At 74.6% G+C, this 23505-nt stretch carries 25 protein-coding genes and 1 pseudogene; 19 read left to right on the forward strand and 7 right to left on the reverse strand.

Annotated features, from left to right (window positions below; genetic code table 11):
- Positions 1–10: 10 nt before the first annotated feature.
- A complete protein-coding gene (locus ACY1JF_RS24210) occupies positions 11–1588 on the reverse strand; it encodes an oxidoreductase (RefSeq protein WP_462707337.1) in 1578 nt (525 codons plus the stop codon).
- A 179-nt stretch (positions 1589–1767) separates the two neighbouring features.
- Between ACY1JF_RS24210 and hisD the strand changes: the two genes are divergently transcribed.
- The 8 genes from hisD to hisF are packed head-to-tail and all read left to right on the forward strand — an operon-like array spanning position 1768 to position 7492.
- On the forward strand, positions 1768–3093 hold the full coding sequence (hisD, locus tag ACY1JF_RS24215; RefSeq protein ID WP_462707338.1) for a histidinol dehydrogenase: 1326 nt from the start codon (positions 1768–1770) through the stop codon (positions 3091–3093).
- Positions 3090–4202 carry a histidinol-phosphate transaminase gene (locus ACY1JF_RS24220; RefSeq protein ID WP_462707339.1) on the forward strand — a complete coding sequence of 371 codons (1113 nt, stop codon included), beginning with the start codon at positions 3090–3092 and terminating at the stop codon, positions 4200–4202. The genes hisD and ACY1JF_RS24220 overlap by 4 nt, the downstream gene beginning before the upstream one ends.
- The gene (gene hisB / locus ACY1JF_RS24225) at positions 4199–4792 is read left to right on the forward strand and encodes an imidazoleglycerol-phosphate dehydratase HisB (RefSeq protein ID WP_442831628.1); all 594 of its coding nucleotides are present in this window, start codon (positions 4199–4201) and stop codon (positions 4790–4792) included. Before ACY1JF_RS24220 ends, hisB begins: the two co-directional genes overlap by 4 nt.
- The gene (locus ACY1JF_RS24230) at positions 4789–4953 is read left to right on the forward strand and encodes a hypothetical protein (protein ID WP_462707340.1); all 165 of its coding nucleotides are present in this window, start codon (positions 4789–4791) and stop codon (positions 4951–4953) included. Before hisB ends, ACY1JF_RS24230 begins: the two co-directional genes overlap by 4 nt.
- Positions 4944–5588, forward strand: a complete 645-nt coding sequence (gene hisH, locus ACY1JF_RS24235; protein WP_462707341.1) for an imidazole glycerol phosphate synthase subunit HisH — start codon at positions 4944–4946, stop codon at positions 5586–5588. Before ACY1JF_RS24230 ends, hisH begins: the two co-directional genes overlap by 10 nt.
- Before the next feature lie 4 nt (positions 5589–5592).
- Positions 5593–6318: a bifunctional 1-(5-phosphoribosyl)-5-((5-phosphoribosylamino)methylideneamino)imidazole-4-carboxamide isomerase/phosphoribosylanthranilate isomerase PriA gene (gene priA, locus ACY1JF_RS24240; protein WP_462707342.1), complete on the forward strand. Its 726-nt coding sequence runs from the start codon at positions 5593–5595 to the stop codon at positions 6316–6318.
- On the forward strand, positions 6315–6710 hold the full coding sequence (locus ACY1JF_RS24245) for a RidA family protein (RefSeq protein WP_462707343.1): 396 nt from the start codon (positions 6315–6317) through the stop codon (positions 6708–6710). Before priA ends, ACY1JF_RS24245 begins: the two co-directional genes overlap by 4 nt.
- Before the next feature lie 26 nt (positions 6711–6736).
- Positions 6737–7492, forward strand: coding sequence for an imidazole glycerol phosphate synthase subunit HisF (hisF, locus tag ACY1JF_RS24250; protein ID WP_462707344.1), 756 nt, complete (start codon positions 6737–6739; stop codon positions 7490–7492).
- A 76-nt stretch (positions 7493–7568) separates the two neighbouring features.
- Here the strand turns inward: hisF and ACY1JF_RS24255 are convergent, their stop codons facing one another.
- Entirely contained in the window at positions 7569–8204 is a 636-nt protein-coding gene (locus ACY1JF_RS24255) for a TIGR03085 family metal-binding protein (RefSeq protein WP_462707345.1), read from the reverse strand.
- A gap of 82 nt (positions 8205–8286) precedes the next feature.
- Between ACY1JF_RS24255 and hisI the strand changes: the two genes are divergently transcribed.
- From hisI to lgt, 11 genes and pseudogenes are all read left to right on the forward strand, one after another.
- On the forward strand, positions 8287–8685 hold the full coding sequence (gene hisI, locus ACY1JF_RS24260; RefSeq protein WP_462707346.1) for a phosphoribosyl-AMP cyclohydrolase: 399 nt from the start codon (positions 8287–8289) through the stop codon (positions 8683–8685).
- An 11-nt stretch (positions 8686–8696) separates the two neighbouring features.
- A complete protein-coding gene (locus ACY1JF_RS24265; protein ID WP_462707347.1) occupies positions 8697–10211 on the forward strand; it encodes an anthranilate synthase component I in 1515 nt (504 codons plus the stop codon).
- A 25-nt stretch (positions 10212–10236) separates the two neighbouring features.
- Positions 10237–10878 (forward strand): TIGR02234 family membrane protein, encoded by a 642-nt coding sequence (locus ACY1JF_RS24270; protein ID WP_462707348.1) that lies wholly within the window; start codon positions 10237–10239, stop codon positions 10876–10878.
- A gap of 400 nt (positions 10879–11278) precedes the next feature.
- A complete protein-coding gene (locus tag ACY1JF_RS24275; protein WP_462707349.1) occupies positions 11279–11536 on the forward strand; it encodes an HGxxPAAW family protein in 258 nt (85 codons plus the stop codon).
- A 338-nt stretch (positions 11537–11874) separates the two neighbouring features.
- Entirely contained in the window at positions 11875–12255 is a 381-nt protein-coding gene (locus ACY1JF_RS24280; protein ID WP_462707370.1) for a DUF2752 domain-containing protein, read from the forward strand.
- Between the two features lie 126 nt (positions 12256–12381).
- Positions 12382–13191, forward strand: coding sequence for an indole-3-glycerol phosphate synthase TrpC (gene trpC / locus ACY1JF_RS24285; protein ID WP_462707350.1), 810 nt, complete (start codon positions 12382–12384; stop codon positions 13189–13191).
- A 19-nt stretch (positions 13192–13210) separates the two neighbouring features.
- Positions 13211–13426: a tryptophan biosynthesis modulator TrpM gene (gene trpM / locus ACY1JF_RS24290; RefSeq protein WP_462707351.1), complete on the forward strand. Its 216-nt coding sequence runs from the start codon at positions 13211–13213 to the stop codon at positions 13424–13426.
- A gap of 64 nt (positions 13427–13490) precedes the next feature.
- A complete protein-coding gene (gene trpB / locus ACY1JF_RS24295; RefSeq protein WP_462707352.1) occupies positions 13491–14774 on the forward strand; it encodes a tryptophan synthase subunit beta in 1284 nt (427 codons plus the stop codon).
- The gene (trpA, locus tag ACY1JF_RS24300; RefSeq protein WP_462707353.1) at positions 14771–15586 is read left to right on the forward strand and encodes a tryptophan synthase subunit alpha; all 816 of its coding nucleotides are present in this window, start codon (positions 14771–14773) and stop codon (positions 15584–15586) included. Before trpB ends, trpA begins: the two co-directional genes overlap by 4 nt.
- A gap of 63 nt (positions 15587–15649) precedes the next feature.
- Positions 15650–16426, forward strand: a complete 777-nt coding sequence (locus ACY1JF_RS24305) for a DsbA family protein (protein ID WP_462707354.1) — start codon at positions 15650–15652, stop codon at positions 16424–16426.
- An 86-nt stretch (positions 16427–16512) separates the two neighbouring features.
- Positions 16513–17338, forward strand: a pseudogene (gene lgt, locus ACY1JF_RS24310) (prolipoprotein diacylglyceryl transferase); the annotation flags it as partial.
- Positions 17339–17608: 270 nt separating this feature from the next.
- On the opposite strand, the gene ACY1JF_RS24315 reads toward lgt, so the two are convergent.
- Genes ACY1JF_RS24315 through ACY1JF_RS24335 form a run of 5 tightly spaced genes read right to left on the reverse strand, consistent with a single transcriptional unit; the run spans position 17609 to position 23433 of the window.
- Positions 17609–18433 carry an HpcH/HpaI aldolase/citrate lyase family protein gene (locus ACY1JF_RS24315; protein ID WP_462707355.1) on the reverse strand — a complete coding sequence of 275 codons (825 nt, stop codon included), beginning with the start codon at positions 18431–18433 and terminating at the stop codon, positions 17609–17611.
- Positions 18430–19620, reverse strand: a complete 1191-nt coding sequence (locus ACY1JF_RS24320; RefSeq protein WP_462707356.1) for a CaiB/BaiF CoA transferase family protein — start codon at positions 19618–19620, stop codon at positions 18430–18432. Before ACY1JF_RS24320 ends, ACY1JF_RS24315 begins: the two co-directional genes overlap by 4 nt.
- On the reverse strand, positions 19617–20978 hold the full coding sequence (locus ACY1JF_RS24325) for an ADP-ribosylglycohydrolase family protein (protein ID WP_462707357.1): 1362 nt from the start codon (positions 20976–20978) through the stop codon (positions 19617–19619). Before ACY1JF_RS24325 ends, ACY1JF_RS24320 begins: the two co-directional genes overlap by 4 nt.
- A complete protein-coding gene (locus ACY1JF_RS24330) occupies positions 20966–22129 on the reverse strand; it encodes an ADP-ribosylglycohydrolase family protein (protein WP_462707358.1) in 1164 nt (387 codons plus the stop codon). Before ACY1JF_RS24330 ends, ACY1JF_RS24325 begins: the two co-directional genes overlap by 13 nt.
- On the reverse strand, positions 22126–23433 hold the full coding sequence (locus tag ACY1JF_RS24335) for an ADP-ribosylglycohydrolase family protein (RefSeq protein ID WP_462707371.1): 1308 nt from the start codon (positions 23431–23433) through the stop codon (positions 22126–22128). The genes ACY1JF_RS24330 and ACY1JF_RS24335 overlap by 4 nt, the downstream gene beginning before the upstream one ends.
- Between the last annotated feature and the right edge of the window lie 72 nt (positions 23434–23505).

The raw sequence follows: 23505 nt of genomic DNA on the forward strand, positions 1-23505 counted from the left end.
CGGAGCGGCCTCAGCTCCGCCGCAGGGTCCGCGTCGCCCCCGCCGCGACCGTCGTGGCCAGCACCCAGCCCAGCAGGATCAGCGCCGCCGCCAGCCACTGCCAGCCGCCGGCCAGCCGCCAGTAGCTCACCTGGCCCAGGTCGATGACGGGCACCAGCAGGTCCAGCGCGAAGAGCGCCGGGTTCCACGCCGGATGCTCGCCGCCCTTGAGCGGCGCCAGATCGGCGTACGAGAACGCCAGCGAGCCGGCCGCCCACAGCACCGCCAGCCAGGCCGCCGCCCGCCCCGGGCGGTACCCGTAGCCGACGGTCCAGTCCTGGAGGTACCCCCACAGCTTGGTGCCGAGCGGCAGGCCCTCGCGGCGCCGGCGCTGCTTGGCGAGCAGCACCTCGCGGGCCGCCTCCTCCTCGCCGCCCGCCTTGAGCACGGCCGCGAGCAGCTCGTACGGCTCCGGGTTGTACTCGGCGGTCGCGGCGACCACCCACCGCAGCCGCTCGGCCAGCGGGAACGGACCCCGCGGCACCAGGTTCTCGTAGCTGAAGCCGCTCATGTGCAGCCGGCCCGGGCCCGGCCAGCTGTCCGCCCGGTCGATCAGGTTGACGACCCGCGCCCCCGACAGCACCACCCGGCCCCGCGCCGGCCGCTCCCCGAGGAAGCGCAGCTCGGACGCCTGCACCCGGCGCAGCGACAGCTCCTGGGCCTCGGTCAGGACGAAGCGGGCCTGCTCGCAGTCGACCGCGTCGCCGAACCGCCCGTCGTCCAGCCGGATCCCGCCCTGGCACTCGAACCGCTGGATCCGGGTCCCCGCCACCGGTGTGGTGCCCATGAACAGCGGGTTGCCCGGGCTTCCCGGGGACAGGTGCAGCGAGCGCTCCACCGTCAGCTGCGGGGCGTTCAGCGCGAACCGGGCCCGGGGGTTGACCAGCCGGGCGCCGCGCAGGCTCAGCGAGACGCCTATCTGGGCGCTGCGCAGCCTCAGCTCGCCGTACGACTCCAGCAGGTCCGCCTGGAGGTCCTGCCCGATGGACAGGCCGTCCCCGGCGATCGACCGGCCGCCGCGGTCGTGGTGCACCACCGCCTGGTTGAGCAGCAGGTCGGTGCCTATCTGGGCGTCGGTCAGCCGCACCCCGCCCGGGAACCGGCAGCGCGGCAGGTGCAGGTCCCCCTCGGTCTGCAACCGGGCCGCCTCCAGCCGGGGCACACGGCAGTCCACCAGCCGGAGCGTGGTGAAACGCGCCTCCGGCAGCAGCACCTCCCGCTCGAACCGGCAGCGGCGCAGCTCCACGTAGGGCGCCACGGTGCCGCCCGCCAGGTCCATCGTGCCGCTGATCAGCACGCCGACCAGCTTCAGCGAGGAGACCCGGCCGGCCAGCGCGGGCGGCCCGTCCAGCAGCAGCCAGCACACGACGCGGGCCCGCACCGTCCGCTCCGGCCCCCAGGGCAGCCCGCCGTGCGGATCGTCGGCGGCGGCGTCACCGCTGCTCAGGTCGTACACGGAGCCGTTGCGGAACGCCTGCCACATTCCCGCCTCGGCCGCCGTCAGGTCGTCGGGCAGCTCCGCGGCGCGGAGTCCTGCCACCTCGGTCACGGTGTTTCACTTCCTCCCCTGCCGCTTACGGGTCATCACCCTCGTACAACCGTTCATGCCCGCAGAGTGAGGGTGCGAACACTCCTGGTGACGAATATCTGGGGCGGACGCGGACCGGGGTGTATCAGTGAGTGGAACGCGCGACCGGGGTCCGGCACGGGTCTGAGAGAATTGGTCGCGTGATCTCCCGAATCGATCTGCGTGGCGACGCCCTCCCCGAGGGCCCCGCCCTGCGCGACCTGCTGCCCCGAGCCGACTTCGACGTCTCGGCCGCCCTGGAGAAGGTGCGTCCGATCTGTGAGGACGTGCATCATCGGGGAGACGCGGCGCTGATCGACCTCGCCGAGCGGTTCGACGGCGTCCGCCTCGAGCGGGTGCGGGTGCCCGCCGAGGCCCTGGAGAAGGCCCTCGACGAGCTGGACCCGGCCGTGCGCGCGGCCCTGGAGGAGTCCGTCCGCCGCGCCCGCCTGGTCCACCGCGCCCAGCGCCGGACCACGCACACCACCCAGGTCGTGCCCGGCGGCACGGTCACCGAGAAGTGGGTGCCGGTGGACCGCGTGGGCCTGTACGCGCCCGGCGGACGCTCGGTCTACCCGTCCTCCGTGGTCATGAACGTGGTGCCCGCGCAGGAGGCCGGCGTCCCCTCGATCGCGCTCGCCTCCCCGGCCCAGGCCGAATTCGGCGGCCTGCCCCACCCGACCGTCCTCGCCGCCTGCGCCCTGCTCGGCGTCGACGAGGTCTACGCGGCCGGCGGCGCCACCGCCGTCGCGATGTTCGCGTACGGCACCGAGTCCTGCCCCCCGGCGAACATGGTCACCGGCCCCGGCAACATCTGGGTCGCCGCCGCCAAGCGCTACTTCACCGGGAAGATCGGCATCGACGCCGAGGCCGGCCCCACCGAGATCGCCGTCCTCGCCGACGCCACCGCCGACCCGGCGCACGTCGCGGCCGACCTGATCAGCCAGGCCGAGCACGACCCGCTGGCCGCGGCCGTCCTGGTCACCGACTCCGCCGAACTGGCCGACGCGGTGGAGCGGGAGCTGGAAACGCAGGTCGCCGCGACCAAGCACGTCGAGGACCGGATCGTCCCCGCGCTCAAGGGCGGGCAGTCCGCCGTCGTCCTGGTCGACAGCGTCGAAGCGGGGCTGAAGGTCGTCGACGCCTACGGCGCCGAGCACCTGGAGATCCAGACCGCCGACGCCGCCGAGGTGGCCGGCCGGGTGCGCAACGCGGGCGCGGTCTTCATCGGCCCCTGGGCGCCCGTCTCGCTCGGCGACTACGCCGCCGGGTCCAACCACGTCCTGCCCACCGGCGGCTGCGCCTGCCACTCCTCCGGCCTGTCCGTGCAGTCCTTCCTGCGCGGCATCCACATCGTCGACTACACGCGCGACGCGCTGGCCGAGGTCGCCCACCACGTGGTGACGCTGGCCGAGGCGGAGGACCTGCCCGCGCACGGCGCGGCGGTCAAGGCGAGGTTCGACTGGAAGGTTCCCGAGGGCAAGTGAGCACCACCCGCATCGACGATCTCCCCGTACGGGACGAACTGCGCGGCAAGTCCCCCTACGGCGCGCCCCAGCTCGACGTCCCCGTACGGCTGAACACCAACGAGAACCCCTACCCGCTCCCCGAGGAGCTGGTCGACCGCATCACCGAGCGGGTCCGCGAGGCCGCCCGGAACCTCAACCGCTACCCCGACCGGGACGCGGTCGAGCTGCGCACCAGGCTCGCCGCGTACCTCACCGAGACGTCCGGGCACCGCGTCGGCGCCGAGAACGTGTGGGCGGCCAACGGCTCCAACGAGGTCATCCAGCAGCTCCTGCAGACCTTCGGCGGCCCCGGCCGCACCGCCCTCGGCTTCGAGCCGTCGTACTCGATGCACGGCCTGATCGCGCGCGGCACGGGCACCGGCTGGATCTCCGGTCCCCGCGACGACGACTTCACCATCGACCTGGCGGCGGCCGAGCGGGCCATCGCCGAGCACCGGCCGGACGTCGTCTTCGTCACCACCCCCAACAACCCCACCGGCACCGCCGTCCCGCCGGAGACGGTCCGCGCCCTGTACGACGCCGCCCAGGCCGCCAAGCCGTCCATGGTGGTGCTGGACGAGGCGTACATCGAGTTCAGCCACGGCGACTCCCTGCTGCCGCTGCTCGACGGCCGCCCCCGCCTGGTCGTCTCCCGCACCATGTCCAAGGCGTTCGGCGCGGCGGGCCTGCGCCTGGGCTACCTCGCCGCCGACCCGGCCGTGGTCGACGCCGTCCAGCTGGTCCGGCTGCCGTACCACCTCTCCGCCGTCACCCAGGCGACCGCGCTGGCCGCCCTGGAGCACACCGGCACCCTGCTGAAGTACGTCGAACAGCTCAAGACCGAACGGGACCGGCTGGTTTCCGAACTGCTCGCCCTCGGCTACGAAGTGACCGAATCGGACGCGAACTTCGTCCAGTTCGGACGCTTCGACGACGCCCACGAGGTCTGGCGGAAGATCCTCGACCGGGGCGTCCTGGTCCGGGACAACGGCGTACCGGGATGGCTGCGGGTCACCGCCGGCACCCCGGCCGAGAACGACGCGTTCCTCGACGCGGTCCGTGAACTGAAGAAGGAGCAGAACGCATGAGCCGCGTAGGACGCGTGGAGCGCGTGACCAAGGAGACCTCGGTCCTCGTCGAGATCGACCTCGACGGCACCGGCAAGACCGACATCGCCACCGGCGTCGGCTTCTACGACCACATGCTCGACCAGCTCGGCCGGCACGGTCTGTTCGACCTCACCGTGAAGACCGAGGGCGACCTGCACATCGACTCCCACCACACCATCGAGGACACCGCCCTGGCCCTGGGCGCCGCCTTCAAGCAGGCCCTCGGCGACAAGGTGGGCATCTACCGCTTCGGCAACTGCACCGTCCCCCTGGACGAGTCCCTCGCCCAGGTCACCGTCGACCTGTCCGGCCGCCCCTACCTCGTGCACACCGAGCCCGAGACCATGGCGCCGATGATCGGCGAGTACGACGTCACCATGACCCGGCACATCCTGGAGTCCTTCGTCGCCCAGGCCCAGGTCGCCCTGCACGTCCACGTGCCCTACGGGCGCAACGCCCACCACATCGTGGAGTGCCAGTTCAAGGCGCTGGCCCGCGCCCTGCGCTACGCCTGCGAGCGCGACCCGCGCGCGGCCGGCATCCTGCCCTCCACGAAGGGCGCGCTGTGAACGGCACCTCGACCGTACTGATCGTCGTCGGCCTCTTCCTGGTCGGCGGGATCATCTCGTTCGCGAAGCAGGAGATGCCCAAGGGGCTGATCGTGCTGCTCTCCATCGGCGCCGCGATGTGCCTGCTGGCGGGCATCCTGAGGCTGGAGGTGTGGAATTGAGCACCAAGCGTGTCGTGGTCTTCGACTACGGCTTCGGCAACGTGCGCTCCGCCGAGCGCGCCCTCGCCCGCGCGGGCGCCGACGTCGAGATCACCCGTGACTTCGACCGGGCGATGAACGCCGACGGCCTGCTCGTCCCCGGCGTCGGCGCCTTCGCCGCCTGCATGAAGGGGCTCAGGGAGGCGCGCGGCGACTGGATCGTCGACCGGCGCCTGGCCGGCGGACGCCCGGTGATGGGCATCTGCGTCGGCATGCAGATCCTCTTCGCCCGCGGCATCGAGCACGGCGTCGAGGCCGAGGGCCTGGACGAGTGGCCCGGCACGGTCGGACCGCTCGAGGCCGACGTCGTCCCCCACATGGGCTGGAACACGGTCGAGGCCCCCGAGGGCTCCCGGCTCTTCGCCGGCCTGGACGCGGACGCCCGCTTCTACTTCGTGCACTCCTACGCCGTCCACGACTGGTCGCTGGAGACGCACAACCCCGCGATGACCGCCCCCAAGGTCACCTGGTCCACCCACGGCAAGCCCTTCGTGGCCGCCGTGGAGAACGGCGCCCTGTGGGCCACCCAGTTCCACCCCGAGAAGTCCGGCGACGCCGGTGCCCAGCTCCTCACCAACTGGATCGGAACCCTGTAGCGACATGGCCAAGCTCGAACTCCTCCCCGCCGTCGACGTCCGCGACGGCCAGGCCGTCCGCCTCGTGCACGGCGAGTCCGGCACCGAGACGTCCTACGGCTCCCCCCTGGAGGCCGCCCTCGCCTGGCAGCGCGCCGGCGCCGAGTGGCTGCACCTGGTCGACCTGGACGCCGCCTTCGGCACCGGGGACAACCGCGCGCTGATCGCCGAGGTCGCCGGGGCCATGGACATCAAGGTGGAGCTGTCCGGCGGCATCCGCGACGACGACACCCTCGCCGCCGCCCTCGCCACCGGCTGCACCCGCGTCAACCTGGGCACGGCCGCGCTGGAGACCCCCGAGTGGGTCGCCAAGGTCATCGCCGAGCACGGCGACAAGATCGCCGTCGGCCTCGACGTACGCGGCACCACGCTGCGCGGCCGGGGCTGGACCCGCGACGGCGGCGACCTCTACGAGACGCTGGCCCGCCTCGACAAGGAGGGCTGCGCGCGCTACGTCGTCACCGACATCGCCAAGGACGGCACCCTCCAGGGCCCCAACCTGGAGCTGCTGAAGAACGTCTGCGCGGCCACCGACCGCCCGGTCGTCGCCTCCGGCGGCGTCTCCTCCCTGGACGACCTGCGCGCGCTGGCCGGGCTGGTCCCGCTCGGTGTCGAGGGCGCCATCGTCGGGAAGGCCCTGTACGCGAAGGCGTTCACCCTGGAAGAGGCCTTGGAGGCTGTGTCGCGATGACGTTCGAAGCCGTGCGGCGTGTGCAGAGCGGAAGTCCCTGGGAAGAGTCCTTCGGTTTCGCGCGCGCCGTCGCGGCGGGCGACCGGGTCGTCGTGGCGGGCACGACGGCCTTCAAGGGCGAGGTGCTGTACGGCGAGGGCGACCCGTACGAGCAGGCCAAGGTCGCCTTCACCACCGCGCTGGAGGCGGTCGGCGAGTTCGGGCTCGGCGTCGAGTCCGTGATCCGCACCCGCGTGTACCTGGCGCATTCCCGGGACGTCGACGCGGTGGGGCGGGCCCACAAGGAGCTGTTCGGCGCCGTACGCCCGGTCACGACCCTGCTGGTCGTGCAGGGCTTCATCGACTCCCGGGTCCTGGTGTCGGTGGAAGTCGAAGCATTCACAGGACAGTGAGCACTGTCAGAAGGAGCCGTGGATTCATGACCCTGGCGGTCCGAGTCATCCCCTGCCTGGACGTGGACGGCGGCCGGGTCGTCAAGGGCGTCAACTTCCAGAACCTGCGCGACGCGGGCGACCCCGTCGAGATGGCCAAGGTGTACGACGCCGAGGGCGCCGACGAGCTGACGTTCCTGGACATCACCGCCTCCTCGGGCAACCGGGAGACCACCTACGACGTGGTGCGCCGCACCGCCGAGCAGGTCTTCATCCCGCTCACCGTCGGCGGCGGCGTGCGCACCGCCGAGGACGTCGACAAGCTGCTGCGGGCGGGCGCGGACAAGGTCGGCGTCAACACGGCGGCGATCGCCCGCCCGGACCTGATCCGCGAGATCGCCGAGCGGTTCGGCCGGCAGGTGCTGGTGCTCTCCGTGGACGCCCGCCGCACCGCGGCGGGCACCTTCGAGGTCACCACCCACGGCGGACGCGAGGGCACCGGCATCGACGCCGTCGAGTGGGCGCACCGCGCCGCCGAACTGGGCGCCGGCGAGATCCTGCTGAACAGCATGGACGCGGACGGCACCAAGGACGGCTACGACCTGGAGATGATCGCGGCCGTGCGCGAGCACGTCACCGTGCCGGTCATCGCCTCCGGCGGCGCCGGCAGGCTCACCGACTTCCCGCCGGCCGTCGCCGCGGGCGCCGACGCGGTGCTGGCCGCCTCGGTGTTCCACTTCGGCGACCTGCGGATCGGCGAGGTCAAGGAGACGCTGCGGGGCGCGGGGCACGCGGTGCGGTGACGCCGCGCCGGCGCCCCCGGGGGGACGCGCCCGCCGCACGTCCCCCCGGGAGCGCGGGAAACCGCGCACGGCCGGGTCAGAGGCCGAGCTGTTTCGTCTCGTGCACCCGGGCGACCGCCTCCTTGTCGCCGTCCAGCTCCACCGCCGCCGCGCCCTGCCGCCCGAAGGCGAACAGCAGCAGTTCGGAGGGCTCGCCGGTCACCGTCACCACCGGCGTACCGCGGTGGGCGACCGCCGTCTGCCCGTCCGGGCGGCGCAGCACCAGTCCCGTCGGGACACCGCGGCCCAGCAGCCGGGCCGTGCGCTCCAGACGGGACCACAGGGTGTCCTGGAAGACCGGGTCCAGCTCCCGCGGCGTCCAGTCCGGCCGGGCACGGCGGACGTCCTCGGCGTGGACGTAGAACTCGACCGTGTTGGCCGCCTCGTCGACCTGCTTGACGGCGAACGGGGAGAAGCGCGGCGGGCCGCCGCGCAGGAGCCGGACCAGCTCCTCGTAGGGCTTCGCGGCGTACTCCTCCATCACCCGTTCCAGCCGGGACGCCAGCGGCTTGATCACCGTGCCGCCCGCGGCGTCCGGCCGCCGCTCGCGCACCACCAGGTGCGCGGCGAGATCACGGGTGCGCCAGCCCTCGCACAGGGTGGGGGCGTTCGGGCCCGCGGTTTCCAACAGCTCGGCGAGCAGAAGGCGTTCACGCTTGGCGAAAGTCGACATGGGATCAGCCTACGGCCGCGCGCCGGGTCCGCACAGTGGACGGCGCCGGACCGCCCGCCGCCCACCCGGCACAATGGGCGGCATGACCAGCACGCCCCCCGGCGGGACCGGCGCACTCGACCCGGATCTCGCCGCCCGCCTCAAGCGCGGCCCCGACGGCCTCCTGCCCGCCATCGCCCAGCAGTACGACACCGGCGAGGTGCTGATGCTCGGCTGGATGGACGACGAGGCGCTGCGCCGCACGCTGACCACCGGCCGCTGCACCTACTGGTCGCGCAGCCGCCAGGAGTACTGGGTCAAGGGCGACACCTCCGGGCACGTCCAGTGGGTGAAGTCCGTCGCCCTGGACTGCGACGCCGACACCGTGCTGGTCAAGGTCGACCAGGTCGGCGCCGCCTGCCACACCGGCGCCCGCACCTGCTTCGACGAGGACGTGCTGCTCGAGGACGGCGACGCCGCCGCGACCGCCGGCGATCAGTAAGGTCTGCCGCCATGGACCTCGACACCTTCCGCAAGCTGGCCGCCGACCGACGGGTCGTCCCGGTCACCCGCAAGCTCCTCGCCGACGGCGACACCCCGGTCGCGCTGTACCGCAAGCTCGCCGCCGAGCGGCCCGGCACCTTCCTGCTGGAGTCCGCGGAGAACGGCCGGTCCGCGTTCCGATGGTCCCGGTACTCCTTCGTCGGCGTCCGCAGCGCCGCCACCCTCACCGAACGGGACGGCCGCACCCACTGGCTCGGCACCCCGCCCGTCGGCGTCCCCGTCGACGGCGACCCGCTCGCCGCGCTCCGCGCCACCGTCGAGACCCTGCACACCCCCCACCAGGACGGCCTGCCGCCGTTCACCGGCGGCATGGTCGGCTACCTCGGCTACGACATCGTCCGCCGCCTGGAGAAGGTCGGCCCCGGCGACCGCGACGACCTGGGGCTCCCCGAGCTGACCATGCTGCTCACCAGCGACCTCGCCGTGATGGACCACTGGGAGGGCACGGTCGTGCTGATCGCCAACGCGATCAACCACAACGACCTGGCCACCGGCGTCGACGAGGCGTACGCCGACGCGGTCGCCCGGCTGGACGCCATGGAGGCCGACCTGTCGCGCCCGGTGGCCCAGCCGCCCGCCGTGCTGCCCCCTTCCGAGCTGCCCGAGTACACCGCGCGCTGGGGCGGCCCCGACTTCCAGGAGGCCGTCGAGGACATCAAGGAGCGCATCCGCGCGGGCGAGGCCTTCCAGGTCGTCCCCTCGCAGCGCTTCGAGACGCCGTGCGCCGCGAGCGCCCTGGACGTCTACCGGGTCCTGCGGGCCACCAACCCGTCGCCGTACATGTACCTGTTCCGCTTCGACGGCTTCGACGTCGTCGGCTCGTCCCCCGAGGCCCTGGTCAAGGTCGAGGACGGCCGGGCCCTGCTGCACCCCATCGCCGGCACCCGGCCCCGCGGCGCCACCCCGCAGGAGGACCAGACCCTCGCCGAGGAGCTCCTCGCCGACCCCAAGGAGCGCGCCGAGCACCTCATGCTCGTCGACCTCGGCCGCAACGACCTGGGCCGGGTCTGCGAACCGGGCTCCGTGGAGGTCGTCGACTTCATGTCCGTCGAGCGGTACTCGCACGTCATGCACATCGTGTCGACGGTGACCGGCCGCGTCGCCCCCGGCCGCACCGCCTTCGACGTCCTCACCGCCTGCTTCCCGGCCGGCACCCTCTCCGGCGCCCCCAAGCCGCGCGCCCTGCAGATCATCGACGAACTCGAACCCTCCCGGCGCGGCCTGTACGGCGGCTGCGTCGGCTACCTCGACTTCGCCGGCGACTCCGACACCGCCATCGCCATCCGCACCGCCCTGCTGCGCGACGGCACCGCCTACGTCCAGGCGGGCGCCGGCGTCGTCGCCGACTCCGACCCGGTCGCCGAGGACACCGAGTGCCGCAACAAGGCGGCGGCGGTGCTGCGGGCGGTGCACACCGCGGGACGGCTCGGCGGAAGGGACGGGGCTCACGCGAACCCCGCCTGACCGTTTCACCGGGGTTCAGGCGATAGTGGAGTACGTGACTGCTGTTCCTCACCCCCGTACCGAAGCCGCGGGACCCGCCCGGTCCGGCCGCCGTGGCCTCGCCCTCGCGCTGCTGAGCGGTGCCCTGGGCGCGGCCGTCGCCCTGCTGGCCACCCGCCAGGAGTGGTCCCACGGCACCGCGACGGTGGCCGGCGGCGACTTCCCCCTGACCGCCCGGGGCAGCGATGTCACGGGCGTTCCCGCGGCGCTCGCCATAGTGGGGCTCGCCGCGCTCGTCGCCGTCTTCGCCGTCCGCGGCACCGGGCGGTACGTCGTCGCCGCCCTGCTCGCGCTGTGCGGCGCGGGCACCGTGGCCGCCGCCGTGACCGGCGCCTCCGACAGCGCCGCCCTCGACGACCAGGCCGCGCGGGCCGCGGGCGCCACCTCGGCCACCGTCCACGCCCTCGGCCACACCGCCTGGCCCTACGTCGCGGCGGCGGGCGGCCTGCTGCTCCTGCTGGCCGGACTGCTCGCCCTGCGCCACGGCCGGTGGTGGCCCGCGATGTCCGGCCGCCACGAGCGCTCCGGCGCCCCCCGCCCCCGCCGCACCGCCCAGGCCGCGGACCCCGACCGCCCCGAGGAGCTGTGGAAGGCCCTCGACCGCGGCGAGGACCCGACCGGGGCCTGACCCCGCCACCGCGCGCCCGGCGGCTGCCCGCGCGCCCCACGCGTCCGGCCGACGCGCCCGCGCGGGGGACGCGACCCGGCGGGGCCCGGCACCACGCGCGCGTGAGGCGCGAGGTGTCATCCCGCGCGCGTGAGGCGCGCGGTGCCGCCACGCGCGCGGGGGACGCGATTCGGACACGTGCGCCTGGGCACTCGTGCCCTCGCGCCACCCGTCCGCGAGCGTCGTGCCCGTCCGCCCCCGTCCGCGCGGGCACCGGCGTCGTCCCGGTGCGAGCGCCGCGTCACGCACCCCAGCGCTCACCGCTCGCGCGCGTGCGGGAGAATGAGCGCGAGCGTCCAGCTCGAGCGCGTAAGCGACACGTACACAGCAGCGGCACGTACACAGCAACGAGGAGCCAGCAATGTCGGACAGCAGCCACGGCCACACCCCGGCCGCCTGGACCGGTGTCATCATCGCCTTCATCGGTTTCTGCATGGCGGGCGTCTTCATGGTCGCGGCCCAGCCGGTGGGCTTCTGGGTCGGTATGGCGATCACCCTCCTCGGCGCCGTCGTCGGCGGGATCATGCGCATGATGGGCATGGGCCAGCCGAAGGACGCCCACCCGGTGCACAAGACCACCGAGCCGGGACAGCGGCAGCCCGAGGGCATCAAGGCCTGACCGGACGCCGCGCACGGACGACTCGGCGAGGGGCGGCCGGCACCTGGGTGCCGGGACCGCCCCTCACGCGCGCGGGGCACAATGCGGGCATGGACGCCGACCGCCGGGACCCGCCGCCCCCGCCCGACCGCGCCACCGCGCCTTCCGACCGGGCTACCGCGCCTTCTGACCGGGCTACCGCGCCTTCTGGCCGTGCCGCCACGCCTTCCGACCGGGCTACCGCGCCTTCTGGCCGTGCCGCCACGCCTTCCGACCGGGCTACCGCGCCTTCTGGCCGTGCCGCCACGCCTTCCGGCCGCACCACCGCGCCCTCTGGCCGCGCCGCCCCGGCCGTCCGGCTGGCCGCCCCGGCCGCCGTGCTCGCCGCCGTCGCCGGTGCCTTCGCCTACGTCGGGACGGTCGACCCCAACGAACCCGGCCACTACCCCGTCTGCCCGCTGCTGCGCTTCACCGGCGTGTACTGCCCCGGCTGCGGCGGCCTGCGCAGCGCCCACGCGCTCGTCCACGGCGACCTCGCGACGGCGCTCCAGGCCAACGCCCTGGCCGTCGTCGGCTACGCGGTCCTGGCCGTCCTGTGGACCGTCTGGACGGTGCGCGCGGCCCGCGGCCGTCCGCCCCGGACCGACCTCCGCCCCGCCCACCTGTGGACGCTGGGCGTGTGCCTGCTGGTCTTCACCGTCGTCCGGAACCTGCCGTCCGGCGGCTGGCTGCGCCCCTGACCGCGCGCCGGACGTCCGGGCGGCGGGACCGGGGCGTCAACCGGATGCGGGACCGGCGCCCTCCTGCGGATACCATCGAGGCGAAGCCGTACCCGAACCGAACCGTCCGAAAGGGGGGCCGCTCGCGTGAGTGTGCTCGACGAGATCATCGACGGAGTCCGCGCCGACCTGGCGGAGCGGCAGGCGCGCGTCAGCCTCGACGAGCTCAAGGAGCGCGCGGCCAAGGCCCCCGCCGCGAAGGACGGTGCCGCCGCGCTCAAGGGCGACGGCGTCAAGGTCATCTGCGAGGTCAAGCGCTCCAGCCCGTCCAAGGGCGCGCTGGCCGCCATCGCCGACCCCGCCGCCCTCGCCGCGGACTACGAGGCGGGCGGCGCCGCCGTCATCTCGGTCCTCACCGAGCAGCGCCGCTTCGGCGGCTCGCTGGCCGACCTGGAAGCCGTCCGCGCCCGTGTGGACATCCCCGTGCTGCGCAAGGACTTCATCGTCACCTCGTACCAGCTGTGGGAGGCCCGGGCCTACGGCGCCGACCTCGTGCTGCTGATCGTGGCCGCCCTGGACCAGCCGGCCCTGGAGTCGCTGATCGAGCGCGCCGAGTCCATCGGCCTCACCCCGCTGGTCGAGGTGCACGACGAGGACGAGGTGGACCGCGCGGTCGAGGCCGGCGCCAGGGTCATCGGGGTCAACGCCCGCGACCTGAAGACGCTCAAGGTCGACCGCGGCACGTTCGAGCGGGTCGCCCCCGAGATCCCCGAGGGCCTGGTCAAGGTCGCCGAGTCCGGCGTCCGCGGCCCGCACGACCTGATCGCCTACGCCAACGAGGGCGCCGACGCCGTCCTGGTCGGCGAGTCCCTGGTCACCGGCCGCGACCCCAAGGCCGCGGTGGCCGACCTGGTGGCGGCGGGCGAACACCCGGCACTCCGCCACGGCCGGAGCTGACCCCGGTAGGCTTGCCCCGATGTCCGTCTCCGCCGCCCCCGCCGCCCGGGACCCCTACGCCCGCCTCGCGCGCGGCTGCCGTCCCCGGGGCTGCCGCGCGCCCGCCCGGCGCGTCCACGGCCGCAGGGTGCGGTACGTCATCGGCGACGAGCCAGGGCAAGTGAACGGCATGCGATGGCCCCGGCGCCCCGTGGGGGCGCGGGGAACCGCGCGACCGGCCCCGGACGGCCGGTAGGCGCCCGACCACCCCGCCCCACGGCGACCCGTGTCTCATCGCACACTCACCGTGAGGTTCCACCATGCCCAGCACCTTCTTCGTTCCCGACCCCGAAGGCCTGCTCCCCAGCGCCGAAGGCTACTTCGGGGCGTTCGGCGGCAAGTTCATCCCGGAGGCCCTCGTCGCCGCCGTGGACGAGGTCGCCGCCGAGTACGACAAGGCCAAGCACGACCCCGAGTTCGCCCGTGAACTCGACGACCTGCTGGCGCACTACACCGGCCGCCCCAGCGCCCTCACCGAGGTCCCCCGGTTCGCCGGGCACGCCGGCGGCGCCCGCGTCTTCCTCAAGCGCGAGGACCTCAACCACACCGGCTCCCACAAGATCAACAACGTGCTCGGCCAGGCCCTGCTGACCAGGCGCATGGGCAAGACCCGGGTCATCGCCGAGACCGGCGCCGGCCAGCACGGCGTCGCCACGGCCACCGCCTGCGCCCTCTTCGGCCTCGACTGCACCATCTACATGGGCGAGATCGACACCGAGCGCCAGGCCCTCAACGTGGCCCGGATGCGGATGCTCGGCGCCGAGGTCATCGCCGTGAAGTCCGGCAGCCGCACCCTGAAGGACGCCATCAACGAGGCGTTCCGCGACTGGGTCGCCAACGTCGACCACACCCACTACCTCTTCGGCACGGTCGCCGGTCCCCACCCCTTCCCGGCGATGGTCCGCGACTTCCACCGCGTCATCGGCGTCGAGGCCCGCCGCCAGCTCCTGGAGCGGGCCGGACGGCTGCCCGACGCCGCGATCGCCTGTGTCGGCGGCGGCTCCAACGCCATCGGCCTCTTCCACGCCTTCATCCCCGACACCGGCGTCCGCCTCATCGGCTGCGAGCCCGCCGGGCACGGCATCGAGACCGGCGAGCACGCGGCCACCCTCTCGGCCGGCGAGCCCGGCGTCCTGCACGGCTCCCGCTCCTACGTCCTCCAGGACGAGGAGGGCCAGATCACCGAGCCGTACTCGATCTCGGCGGGCCTGGACTACCCGGGCATCGGCCCGGAGCACTCCTACCTCAAGGACTCCGGCCGCGGCGAGTACCGCGCGGTCACCGACGCCGCCGCGATGGAGGCCCTGCGCCTGCTGTCGCGCACCGAGGGCATCATCCCGGCCATCGAGTCCGCCCACGCCCTCGCCGGCGCCCTGGAGGTCGGCAGGGAGCTGGGCCCGGACGGGCTGATCGTCGTCAACCTCTCCGGCCGCGGCGACAAGGACATGGACACCGCCGCCCGTTACTTCGGGCTCTACGACACCGACGCCGAGGTCGCCGAGGACGCTTCCGGCACCGCCGAGATCGAGGGGGACGCCAAGTGAGCGGCAACCTGCACCTGCTGGACGACACCCTCGCCGCCGCCAGGGCCGAGGGCCGCGCCGCCCTCATCGCCTACCTGCCGGCCGGCTTCCCGACCGTGGACGGCGGCATCGAGGCGGTCAAGGCCGTCGTCGACGGCGGCGCCGACGTCGTCGAGGTCGGCCTGCCGCACAGCGACCCGGTGCTCGACGGCCCGGTCATCCAGACCGCCGACGACATCGCCCTGCGCGGCGGCGTGAGGATCGCCGACGTGCTGCGCACCGTACGGGAGGCGTACCGGGCCACCGGCAAGCCGATCCTCGTCATGACGTACTGGAACCCGATCGACCGCTACGGCGTCGAGCGGTTCACCGCGGAGCTGGCCGAGGCGGGCGGCGCCGGGTGCATCCTGCCCGACCTGCCCGTGCAGGAGTCGGCGCTGTGGCGGGAGCACGCCGCCAAGCACGGCCTCGCCACCGTCTTCGTGGTCGCTCCCAGCAGCAGGGACGAGCGGCTCGCCGCCATCACCGAGGCCGGCACCGGCTTCGTCTACGCCGCCTCCCTGATGGGCGTCACCGGCACCCGGGAGACGGTCGGCTCCCAGGCCGAGGACCTGGTCCGGCGCACCCGCGCCACCACGTCCACGCCGGTCTGCGTCGGCCTCGGCGTCTCCACCCCCGCCCAGGCCGCCGAGGTCGCCCGCTTCGCCGACGGCGTGATCGTCGGGTCGGCGTTCGTCAAGCGGATGCTGGACGCCCCCGACCACGCGGCCGGCGTCGAGGGCGTGCGCGCGCTCGCCGGGGAGCTCGCCCGGGGCGTGCGCGGTCACGCGTAACTCGTACGGGTGGACCTGTGACCGGGGAGGCGCGGTGCGCCTCCCCGGTTCGTTCTGCGGGGTGTGAGCGAGAAGAACCGTGAGGGAAAGCGCACCGCCCGCGAGCGGCTGGCGGTCGAGCGCGAGAAGCAGAAGAGCGCGGACAAGCGCCGCCGCGCGCTGACCGTGGGCGCCACCGTCGTCGGTGTCCTGGGCGTCGCCGCGGCGATCGGCGTGGTGGCGGCCGAGGCCGGCAAGGACAGCGGCGACGAGGCGGCGCCGGGTCCGGTCGTGGCCCCCTCGGGCGCCCAGGGCAAGGACGGTCTCGTGATCCCCGTCGGCAAGGAGAGCGCCGGGTCGACGCTCACCGTCTGGGAGGACTTCCGCTGCCCCGCCTGCAAGAGCTTCGAGCAGGCGTACCGTCCGGTGATCCATGAGCTGACCGCCGCCGGAAAGCTCAGGGTCGACTACCACCTGGCGACCATCATCGACGGCAACATGGGCGGCACCGGCTCCCGCACGGCGGCCAACGCCGCGGCCTGCGCCCAGGACGCCGGGAAGTTCCCGGCCTACCACGACGTGCTCTTCGACAACCAGCCCGCGGAGAGCGACGACGCCTTCGCCGGGACCGGCAAGCTGATCGAGCTGGCCGGCAAGGTCGACGGCCTCGACACCCCCGCCTTCCGCGCGTGCGTCACGAACGGCACGCACGACGGCTGGGTCGACAAGTCGGCCGCCGCCTTCCTCGGCGGCGGCTTCACCGGCACGCCCACCGTGCTGTTCGGCGGCAGGAACATCTACGCGGACCAGTCCATGACCCCGGCGAAGCTGAGGAAGGCGGTGGAGGACGCCGCCCGGTAGGCTCTCCCCGCCGGGGCGCCTGTTATGGACCCGTAGCCGGGCCGCCCGGCGCGGGCCCGGTCCGGCACGGTAGCGTCGGGCCTGTCATGGAACTTGCCTTCATTCCCAGCCCGTCGCGCGGGGTGCTGCACCTCGGCCCGATTCCGCTGCGCGGCTACGCGTTCTGCATCATCATCGGCGTCTTCGTCGCCGTCTGGCTCGGCAACAAGCGCTGGATCGCCCGCGGCGGACGGTCCGGGACGGTGGCCGACATCGCGGTCTGGGCCGTCCCCTTCGGCCTCCTCGGCGGCCGGCTCTACCACGTGATCACCGACTACGAGCTGTACTTCAGCGAGGGCCGGGACTGGGTGGACGCCTTCAAGATCTGGGAGGGCGGCCTCGGCATCTGGGGCGCGATCGCGCTGGGCGCGCTGGGCGCCTGGATCGGCTGCCGCCGCCGGGGCATCCCGATGCCCGCCTACGCCGACGCCGTGGCGCCCGGCATCGCCCTGGCGCAGGCCATCGGCCGCTGGGGCAACTGGTTCAACCAGGAGCTGTACGGACGCGAGACCGACCTCCCCTGGGCACTGCACATCACGTCCGCGGCGGACGGCCGGATCCCGGGCTACTACCACCCCACGTTCCTGTACGAGTCGCTGTGGTGCGTCGGTGTCGCGCTGCTCGTCATCTGGGCCGACCGCCGCTTCGGACTGGGGCACGGACGGGCGTTCGCGCTGTACGTCGCCGCGTACTGCGCGGGCCGGTTCTGGATCGAGTACATGCGCGTCGACGACGCCCACCACATCCTGGGCCTCAGGCTGAACAACTGGACCGCGCTGTTCGTGTTCCTGCTGGCGGTGGCGTACCTCGTGGTGTCGGCGAGGAAGCGGCCGGGCCGCGAGCCCGTGGTCGAGCCGGGCGCCGCCGACGACGACGGGGACGGCGGCACGGACGCCCCGGAGACCGCTGACGAGCTCCCGGGCGAGGAGCAGAAGGACCAGAAGGGCGACAAGGGCGGCACGGGCGAAGAGGGCACCGGGGCCGAGCAGGGCGAGCAGGGCGACGCCGTCCCGCAGGACGTGGCGGACGGGGCCGGTTCCGCGAAGAAGAGCTGACCGGCGGTCGTACGCCGCTACGCCGGCGAGGGCGCCCGGGGCCGTCTCCGGGCGCCCTCGCCGTGTCCTGCCGTGTCCCCCGTCCGGGTCAGGGCCGCCGGGACAGGGCCAGCGTCCGCCGCGCCGCCGAGACCACCGCCGCGTCGACGAACCGCCCGTCCGCCAGCGCCTGCGCGCCCCGCTCCACCGCCGCCGCCTCCAGCACCGCCTCCGCCGCCTCCAGCTCCGCCGCGCCGGGCAGGTACGCCCGCTCGATGACCGGCAGCTGACGGGGGTGGACGGCGGCGCGGCCCAGGAACCCCAGGGCCCGGCCGCGGGCGCAGGAGGCGGCGAGCCCCTCCAGGTCGCGAAGGTCGGGGTGGACCGACTGACAGGGCGGGGCCAGCCCCGCCGCCCGGGCGGCGACGACCACCCGGGAACGGCAGAAGTCGAGGCCGGCCTCGTCCCGCACGCCCAGGTCGGCGCGGAGGTCGGCCTCGCCGAGGGCGATGCCGCGCACGGCGGGGTGCGCGGCGGCGACCGCGAACGCCCGCTCCACCCCCAGCGCCGATTCCAGCAGCGCGTACAGCGGGACCCCGGCGGCCGTCCCCGCCACCCGGACGACCTGTTCGGGCGCGGTCACCTTGGGCAGCCGCAGCCCGGACAGGCCGGGCAGTCCGGCCAGCGCCGCCAGGTCGGCGGCGGCCCACGGACCGTCCAGGGCGTTGACACGGACGTGCACCGGAACCGGCTGCCGCGCGGTGAGCAGCTCGGCGGTGGCCGCGCGGGCGTACTCCTTGCGGTGCGGGGCGACCGCGTCCTCCAGGTCCACGATCACCACGTCGGCCCCGCAGGCCAGCGCCTTGGCGACGACGTGCGGCCGGTCCCCGGGGGCGTACAGCCAGGTCAGCGGGGGCGAGGCGGACGTGGTCATACGGCTCCCGCCTCGCGCAGGCGTTTCAGGTCGCCCGGGGTCAGGCCCAGCTCGCCGAGGACCTCCTCGGTGTCCGCGCCGTGCGGACGGCCCGCCCAGCGGATCGCGCCCGGTGTGGCGGACAGCCGGAACAGGACGTTCTGCATCCGGATCGGCCCCAGCTCGGGGTCGTCGACCGTGGTGACGGTGTCCAGCGCCTGGTACTGGGGGTCGGCCATCACCTCCCGTACGTCCTGGACCGGGGCGATCGCCGCCTCGGCCGCCTCGAAGGCGGCGAGGACCTCGTCGCGGGGGCGGCGGGCGATCCAGTCGCCGACCGCCGTGTCCAGGACGTCGGCGTGCCGGGCCCGGCCGGCGCCGGTCGCGAACCACGGCTCCCCGATCAGCTCCGGGCGGTCCACCAGGCGCATCACCCGCTCGGCCACCGACTGCGCGGAGGTGGAGACGGCGACCCAGGTGCCGTCGGCGGTGCGGTAGGTGTTGCGCGGGGCGTTGTTCGCGGAGCGGTTGCCGGTGCGCGGCTGGACGTGGCCGAGCTGGTCGTACCAGAGCGGCTGCGGGCCCAGCACGGTCAGGATCGGCTCGATGATCGCCAGGTCGACGACCTGGCCCTCGCCGGTGCGCTCGCGGGCGGCGAGCGCGGTCAGCACCGCGTACGCCGTGGCCAGCGCGGCGATGGAGTCGGCGAGGCCGAACGGCGGCAGGACCGGTGGCGCGTCCGGCTCGCCGGTCGTCGCGGCGAAGCCGCTCATCGCCTCGGCGAGGGTGCCGAAGCCGGGCCGGTGCGCGTACGGGCCGAACTGGCCGAAGCCGGTGACGCGGGTGAGGACCAGGCGGGGGTTGACCCCGGACAGCTCCTCCCAGCCCAGGTCCCAGCGCTCCAGGGTGCCGGGGCGGAAGTTCTCGATGACGACGTCGGCGGTGGCGGCGAGGCGGAGCAGGGTGTCGCGGCCGCCGGGTGTGGACAGGTCGAGGGTGATGGCGCGCTTGTTGCGGCCCAGGAGCTTCCACCACAGGCCGACGCCGTCCTTGGACGGGCCGTGGCCCCGGGAGGGGTCGGGCCGGGTGGGGTGCTCGACCTTGACGACCTCGGCGCCGAAGTCGCCGAGCATCGTGGCGGCGAGCGGGCCGGCGAAGAGGGTGGCGAGGTCCAGGACGCGCAGGCCGGCGAGCGGGGCGGGGGTCATGGGCGGGTGGCCTCCCGGTGGGTGAGGTGGGCGAGGGCGTCGAAGCCGGTGCCGTCGAAGCCGGCGACGGAGGTGGCGAGGCGGTTCTTGAGCGGGGCGGTGAAGTGGTGGGGGAGGGCGGCGGGGCCGTCGGTGAGGAGGGCCGCGACGCTGCCCGCCGTCGCCCCGTTGGAGTCGGTGTCCCAGCCGCCGGAGACGGCCCGGCAGACCGAGCCGGTGAAGTCGCCGTCGGCGTGGGTGAGGGCGGCGGTGATCAGGGCGGTGTTGGGGACGGCGTGCACCCAGTGGTGGGTGGGGCCGTGCCGGGCGTGGAGGCGGTCCACCACCTCGTCGAAGTCGTCGTGCGAGGCGGCCAGTTCGACGGCCTCGCGGACGGCCTTCGCCAGCCGGGAGGCGGGCGGTACGACGGTCAGACCGGTGGCGAGGCAGCCGTGCACGTCGTGGGTGCCGGCGGCGGCGGTGGCGATCACGGCCGCCGCGAACATGGCCGCGTAGACGCCGTTGGCGGTGTGGGTGAGGACCGCGTCGCGGTGTGCCTGCCCGGCCGCGGCGGCCGGGTCGCCGGGGTTGGTCCAGCCGTGCAGGTCGGCGCGGATCAGGGCGCCGATCCATTCCCGGAAGGGGTTGCGGTGGCGGGCGGTGCGCGGGGGTTCGAGGCCGGTCAGGAGGTTGCGGTAGGCGACGCGTTCGGCGGTGAAGGTGCGGCCCGCGGGGAGTTCGTCGAGCCAGACGCGGGCCACGTCGGCGGTGGTGAAGGAGCGGCCGTGACGCTGGATCAGCAGGAGGTTGAGGAGCGGGTAGTCGAGGTCGTCGTCCTCGGGCATGCCGTCGATGTTCTCGGCGAGGGAGGTGGCGGCCGAGCGGCGGTTCCAGGGGTGCGCGGCGGCGAGGTCGTCGGGGACGCCGCGGGCGGTGAAGTACGTGGCCAGGGGCCAGTTCCCGGTGGCGCGGGCCAGGCGGCGGATGGCGTCCAGGGGCAGCTTCTCCACGGGCTTGCCGAGCAGGCAGCCGACGGCCCGGCCCAGCCAGGCGGCCTCCAGGCGGGCGGGGTCCACGGCGGCCCTCGCGGCGGGGGCGGGCCAGTGGGGGCAGCGGGCCTCGATGTCCGCGAGGCCGGTCGGTTCGGCGTCGGCCGACGGGACGGGCAGCGCGGCCAGTTCGTCCAGCAGGTCCTCCGCGAGCAGCCGCAGGCAGCGGGAGGCGGGCTCGGGGGAGGCGCCCGCGCGGGCCGGCGCCTCGCAGCCGCCCGCCGCCCGCCAGCGCCCGGCGATCGCCGAGGCGTCCCGGCCGTCCTGGGCGGCCTGGCGCAGTTCGTGCCCGATCAGGTCCTCGGGCTGGACCCAGGTCAGCCGGAGCACCGCGGCCCCCCGATCCCGGCGAACGCCCGCTCGTGGGCGCGGCGGCGCCGTACGTCCCGTTCGAAGACCTCCCGCGTCACCCCGGTGAGGACCGCCGCGGGCTCCCACAGGTCCAGCCGGCTCGCCTCCGCCACCGTCTTCGCCCACTCCTGCGGCACGGCGGACCCCAGCGCACCGGTGATCGCGCCGGCCATGGTGGCGATGGAGTCGCAGTCCCGGCCGTAGTTGACCGAGCCGAGCACCGCGTGCCGGTGGTCGCCGCCGGCCACCAGCACCATGCCCAGGGCGACGGGGAGTTCCTCGATGGCGTGCAGCCGCGAGGGGCGGCGGGCGCCGAGGGAGGGGGAGCGGTAGTCGGGGCCCACCGTGTCGTACGGGGCGACCGCCGCGCGCAGCGGGGCGAGGGCCGATTCGAAGTCCGAGTACCCGGCGGCCACTTCGCAGACCTCTTCGATCGCCTCGCGGGTGCCGTCCTTGGCCAGCGACAGACAGGCGTCCACCACCGAGGCCGGGGTCGCGCCGGGCGCGCAGGCCGCCGCGACCGCCGCCGCGAAGACCCCGGCCGCCTCCCGGCCGTACGACGACTGGTGCGCGCCCGCGATGTCCAGTGCCTCGGCGTAGGCGCCCGCCGGGTGGGCCGCGTTGACCAGGCCGACCGGGGCCATGTACATCGCCGCACCGCAGTTGACGATGTTGCCGACGCCGGCTTCGCGCGGGTCGACGTGGCCGTGGTGCAGCCGGGCGACGAGCCACTTCTCCGCCAGGAAGATCCGCTGGAGGGGGAGCGCCTCGGCCTCCAGCTCCGGGATCCAGCGCGGGGTCGTCATCAGGTCCGGGACCAGGTGCTCGGCGATGGCGTGGGCGTCGAGGTGGTCGCGGACGGTGGCGTAGACCCTGATCAGGGCGTGGGTCATCAGGGTGTCGTCGGTGACGTGCCCGTCGCCCTTGTGGTACGGGGCGAGGGGGCGGGCGGTGCGCCAGGCGTCGCCGTGCCAGGGGCCGACGACGCCGTGGACGCGTCCGCCGTGCCGCTCGGTGATCTGCTCGGGGGAGTAGCCCTCGACGGGGCCGCCGAGCGCGTCGCCGACGGCCGCGCCGACGAGGGCGCCCGTGATCCGTTCCGCGAGGGCGTCTTCTGCTTCGGGCGTCATGTCCCGTCGGGTCCTTCCGCTCGGGCCGGTCGCGCCGCTTCCAGGCGTCCGGCGAGTTCCACCAGGTCCGTGCCGGTGAGGCGGGGCAGCACACAGCCGGAGAGGGTGCGGCAGCTGTCCCGCCAGGCCGCGGGGATCGCCCCGCCGCCGCCGATGGCGCCGGTCAGGGCGCCCACCAGGGCCGGGGCGGAGTCCGCGACCCGCGACAGACAGGCCGCCGCCGGCACCGCCCGGGCGAGGTGGCCGCCGGCGGCCGTGGCCAGGGCGAGGGCGACCGGGACCGTTTCGGCGGCGGCGATGCCGTAGCTGTAGACGTGGTCGACGATCTGGTGCTCCAGGAGGGGGACCAGGGCGAAGGCGCTGCCGGCGGCCCCGGCGAGGGCCAGGGCCTGGCGGGCGTTGCGGCCGATCTCCGTCTCCTCGGGCAGCTCGGCGAGCGCCGCCGCCACGCACACCCGTACACCGGCGCCGGCGAGGGCGCACGCCACCGCCGCGGCCATCGCCCGCGCGCCGTGCACGCCGTCACCGTCCTGGGTGTAGCGGGCGTCGAACTCGGCGAGGCCGGCCGCGAGCCGGGGCTCACCGGGGTGGGCGACGGCGAGGACGCAGGCCCGTACGCAGGCGGCGTCGTCGAAGTAGTGCGGATTGTCGTGCCCGGTGGCGGGCGGGCGCAGCCCGGCGGCGAGGTTGCCGAGGCCGGCCCGCACGGAGATCCGGGCGCGCAGCGGCAGTACCGCCGACTCGACCTCGGGGGCGCGCTCCTCGGCGGCGGCGACCTCGGCGGCGACCGCGCTCCAGGTCAGGTCGATGGCGGTGCGCATACGGCGCTCCCGGCTCAGGTCGCCGAGGGTGCTCGCGTCACCGGCCCGCAGCACCGCCTCGGCGGCGAACGCCGCCCACTCGGCGTCGTCGGAGGGGCCGAGGCGCAGCGGTTTTGACGGCTGGTTCAGGGCGATGGGGACGGGGAGGGTGGTGGTGGCGTTCTGCTCCGCGAACGTGTCCAGCTCCCGGGTCAGCCGCCGGGTCCACTCCGGCATCCGCGCGGCCCGGTGCCGGGCGGCGGGCCACCCGGCGGCGTCCCCGGCGGCGAGTCCGAGCAGGAGGCCCTCGACACGGCGGGCGGCGACGGGGTGCGGCACGGGAGGGGCGGGGGTGCGGGGGGTCGAGCCGGGGGTTTCGTGCGGGTGGGGGGCCGGGGCGGGGTCTTCGGTGGTGTGGGGGCTCGGGCCGGGGGTTTCGTGCGGGTGGGGGTCTGGGCCGGGGTCTTCGGTGGTGTGGGGGCTCGGGCCGGGGGTTTCGTGCAGGTGGGGGTCTGGACTGGGGTCTTCGTGCGGGTGAGGGCCTGGACGGGGGTCTTCGTGCGGGTGAGGGCCTGG

The sequence above is a fragment of the Streptomyces sp. SYSU D01066-1 genome (assembly GCF_054956795.1).

What these genes read in the sequence shown, in the direction of transcription:
- trpB (WP_462707352.1), top strand. Translation starts at nt 13,491, where the DNA reads ATGCCCAGCACCTTCTTCGTTCCCGACCCCGAAGGCCTGCTCCCCAGC.
- ACY1JF_RS24255 (WP_462707345.1), bottom strand. Translation starts at nt 8,204, where the DNA reads ATGTCGACTTTCGCCAAGCGTGAACGCCTTCTGCTCGCCGAGCTGTTG.
- hisF (WP_462707344.1), top strand. Translation starts at nt 6,737, where the DNA reads ATGACCCTGGCGGTCCGAGTCATCCCCTGCCTGGACGTGGACGGCGGC.
- trpM (WP_462707351.1), top strand. Translation starts at nt 13,211, where the DNA reads ATGTCCGTCTCCGCCGCCCCCGCCGCCCGGGACCCCTACGCCCGCCTC.
- priA (WP_462707342.1), top strand. Translation starts at nt 5,593, where the DNA reads ATGGCCAAGCTCGAACTCCTCCCCGCCGTCGACGTCCGCGACGGCCAG.
- ACY1JF_RS24315 (WP_462707355.1), bottom strand. Translation starts at nt 18,433, where the DNA reads ATGACCACGTCCGCCTCGCCCCCGCTGACCTGGCTGTACGCCCCCGGG.
- hisI (WP_462707346.1), top strand. Translation starts at nt 8,287, where the DNA reads ATGACCAGCACGCCCCCCGGCGGGACCGGCGCACTCGACCCGGATCTC.
- ACY1JF_RS24245 (WP_462707343.1), top strand. Translation starts at nt 6,315, where the DNA reads ATGACGTTCGAAGCCGTGCGGCGTGTGCAGAGCGGAAGTCCCTGGGAA.
- ACY1JF_RS24265 (WP_462707347.1), top strand. Translation starts at nt 8,697, where the DNA reads ATGGACCTCGACACCTTCCGCAAGCTGGCCGCCGACCGACGGGTCGTC.
- ACY1JF_RS24320 (WP_462707356.1), bottom strand. Translation starts at nt 19,620, where the DNA reads ATGACCCCCGCCCCGCTCGCCGGCCTGCGCGTCCTGGACCTCGCCACC.
- ACY1JF_RS24330 (WP_462707358.1), bottom strand. Translation starts at nt 22,129, where the DNA reads ATGACGCCCGAAGCAGAAGACGCCCTCGCGGAACGGATCACGGGCGCC.
- ACY1JF_RS24275 (WP_462707349.1), top strand. Translation starts at nt 11,279, where the DNA reads ATGTCGGACAGCAGCCACGGCCACACCCCGGCCGCCTGGACCGGTGTC.
- hisB (WP_442831628.1), top strand. Translation starts at nt 4,199, where the DNA reads ATGAGCCGCGTAGGACGCGTGGAGCGCGTGACCAAGGAGACCTCGGTC.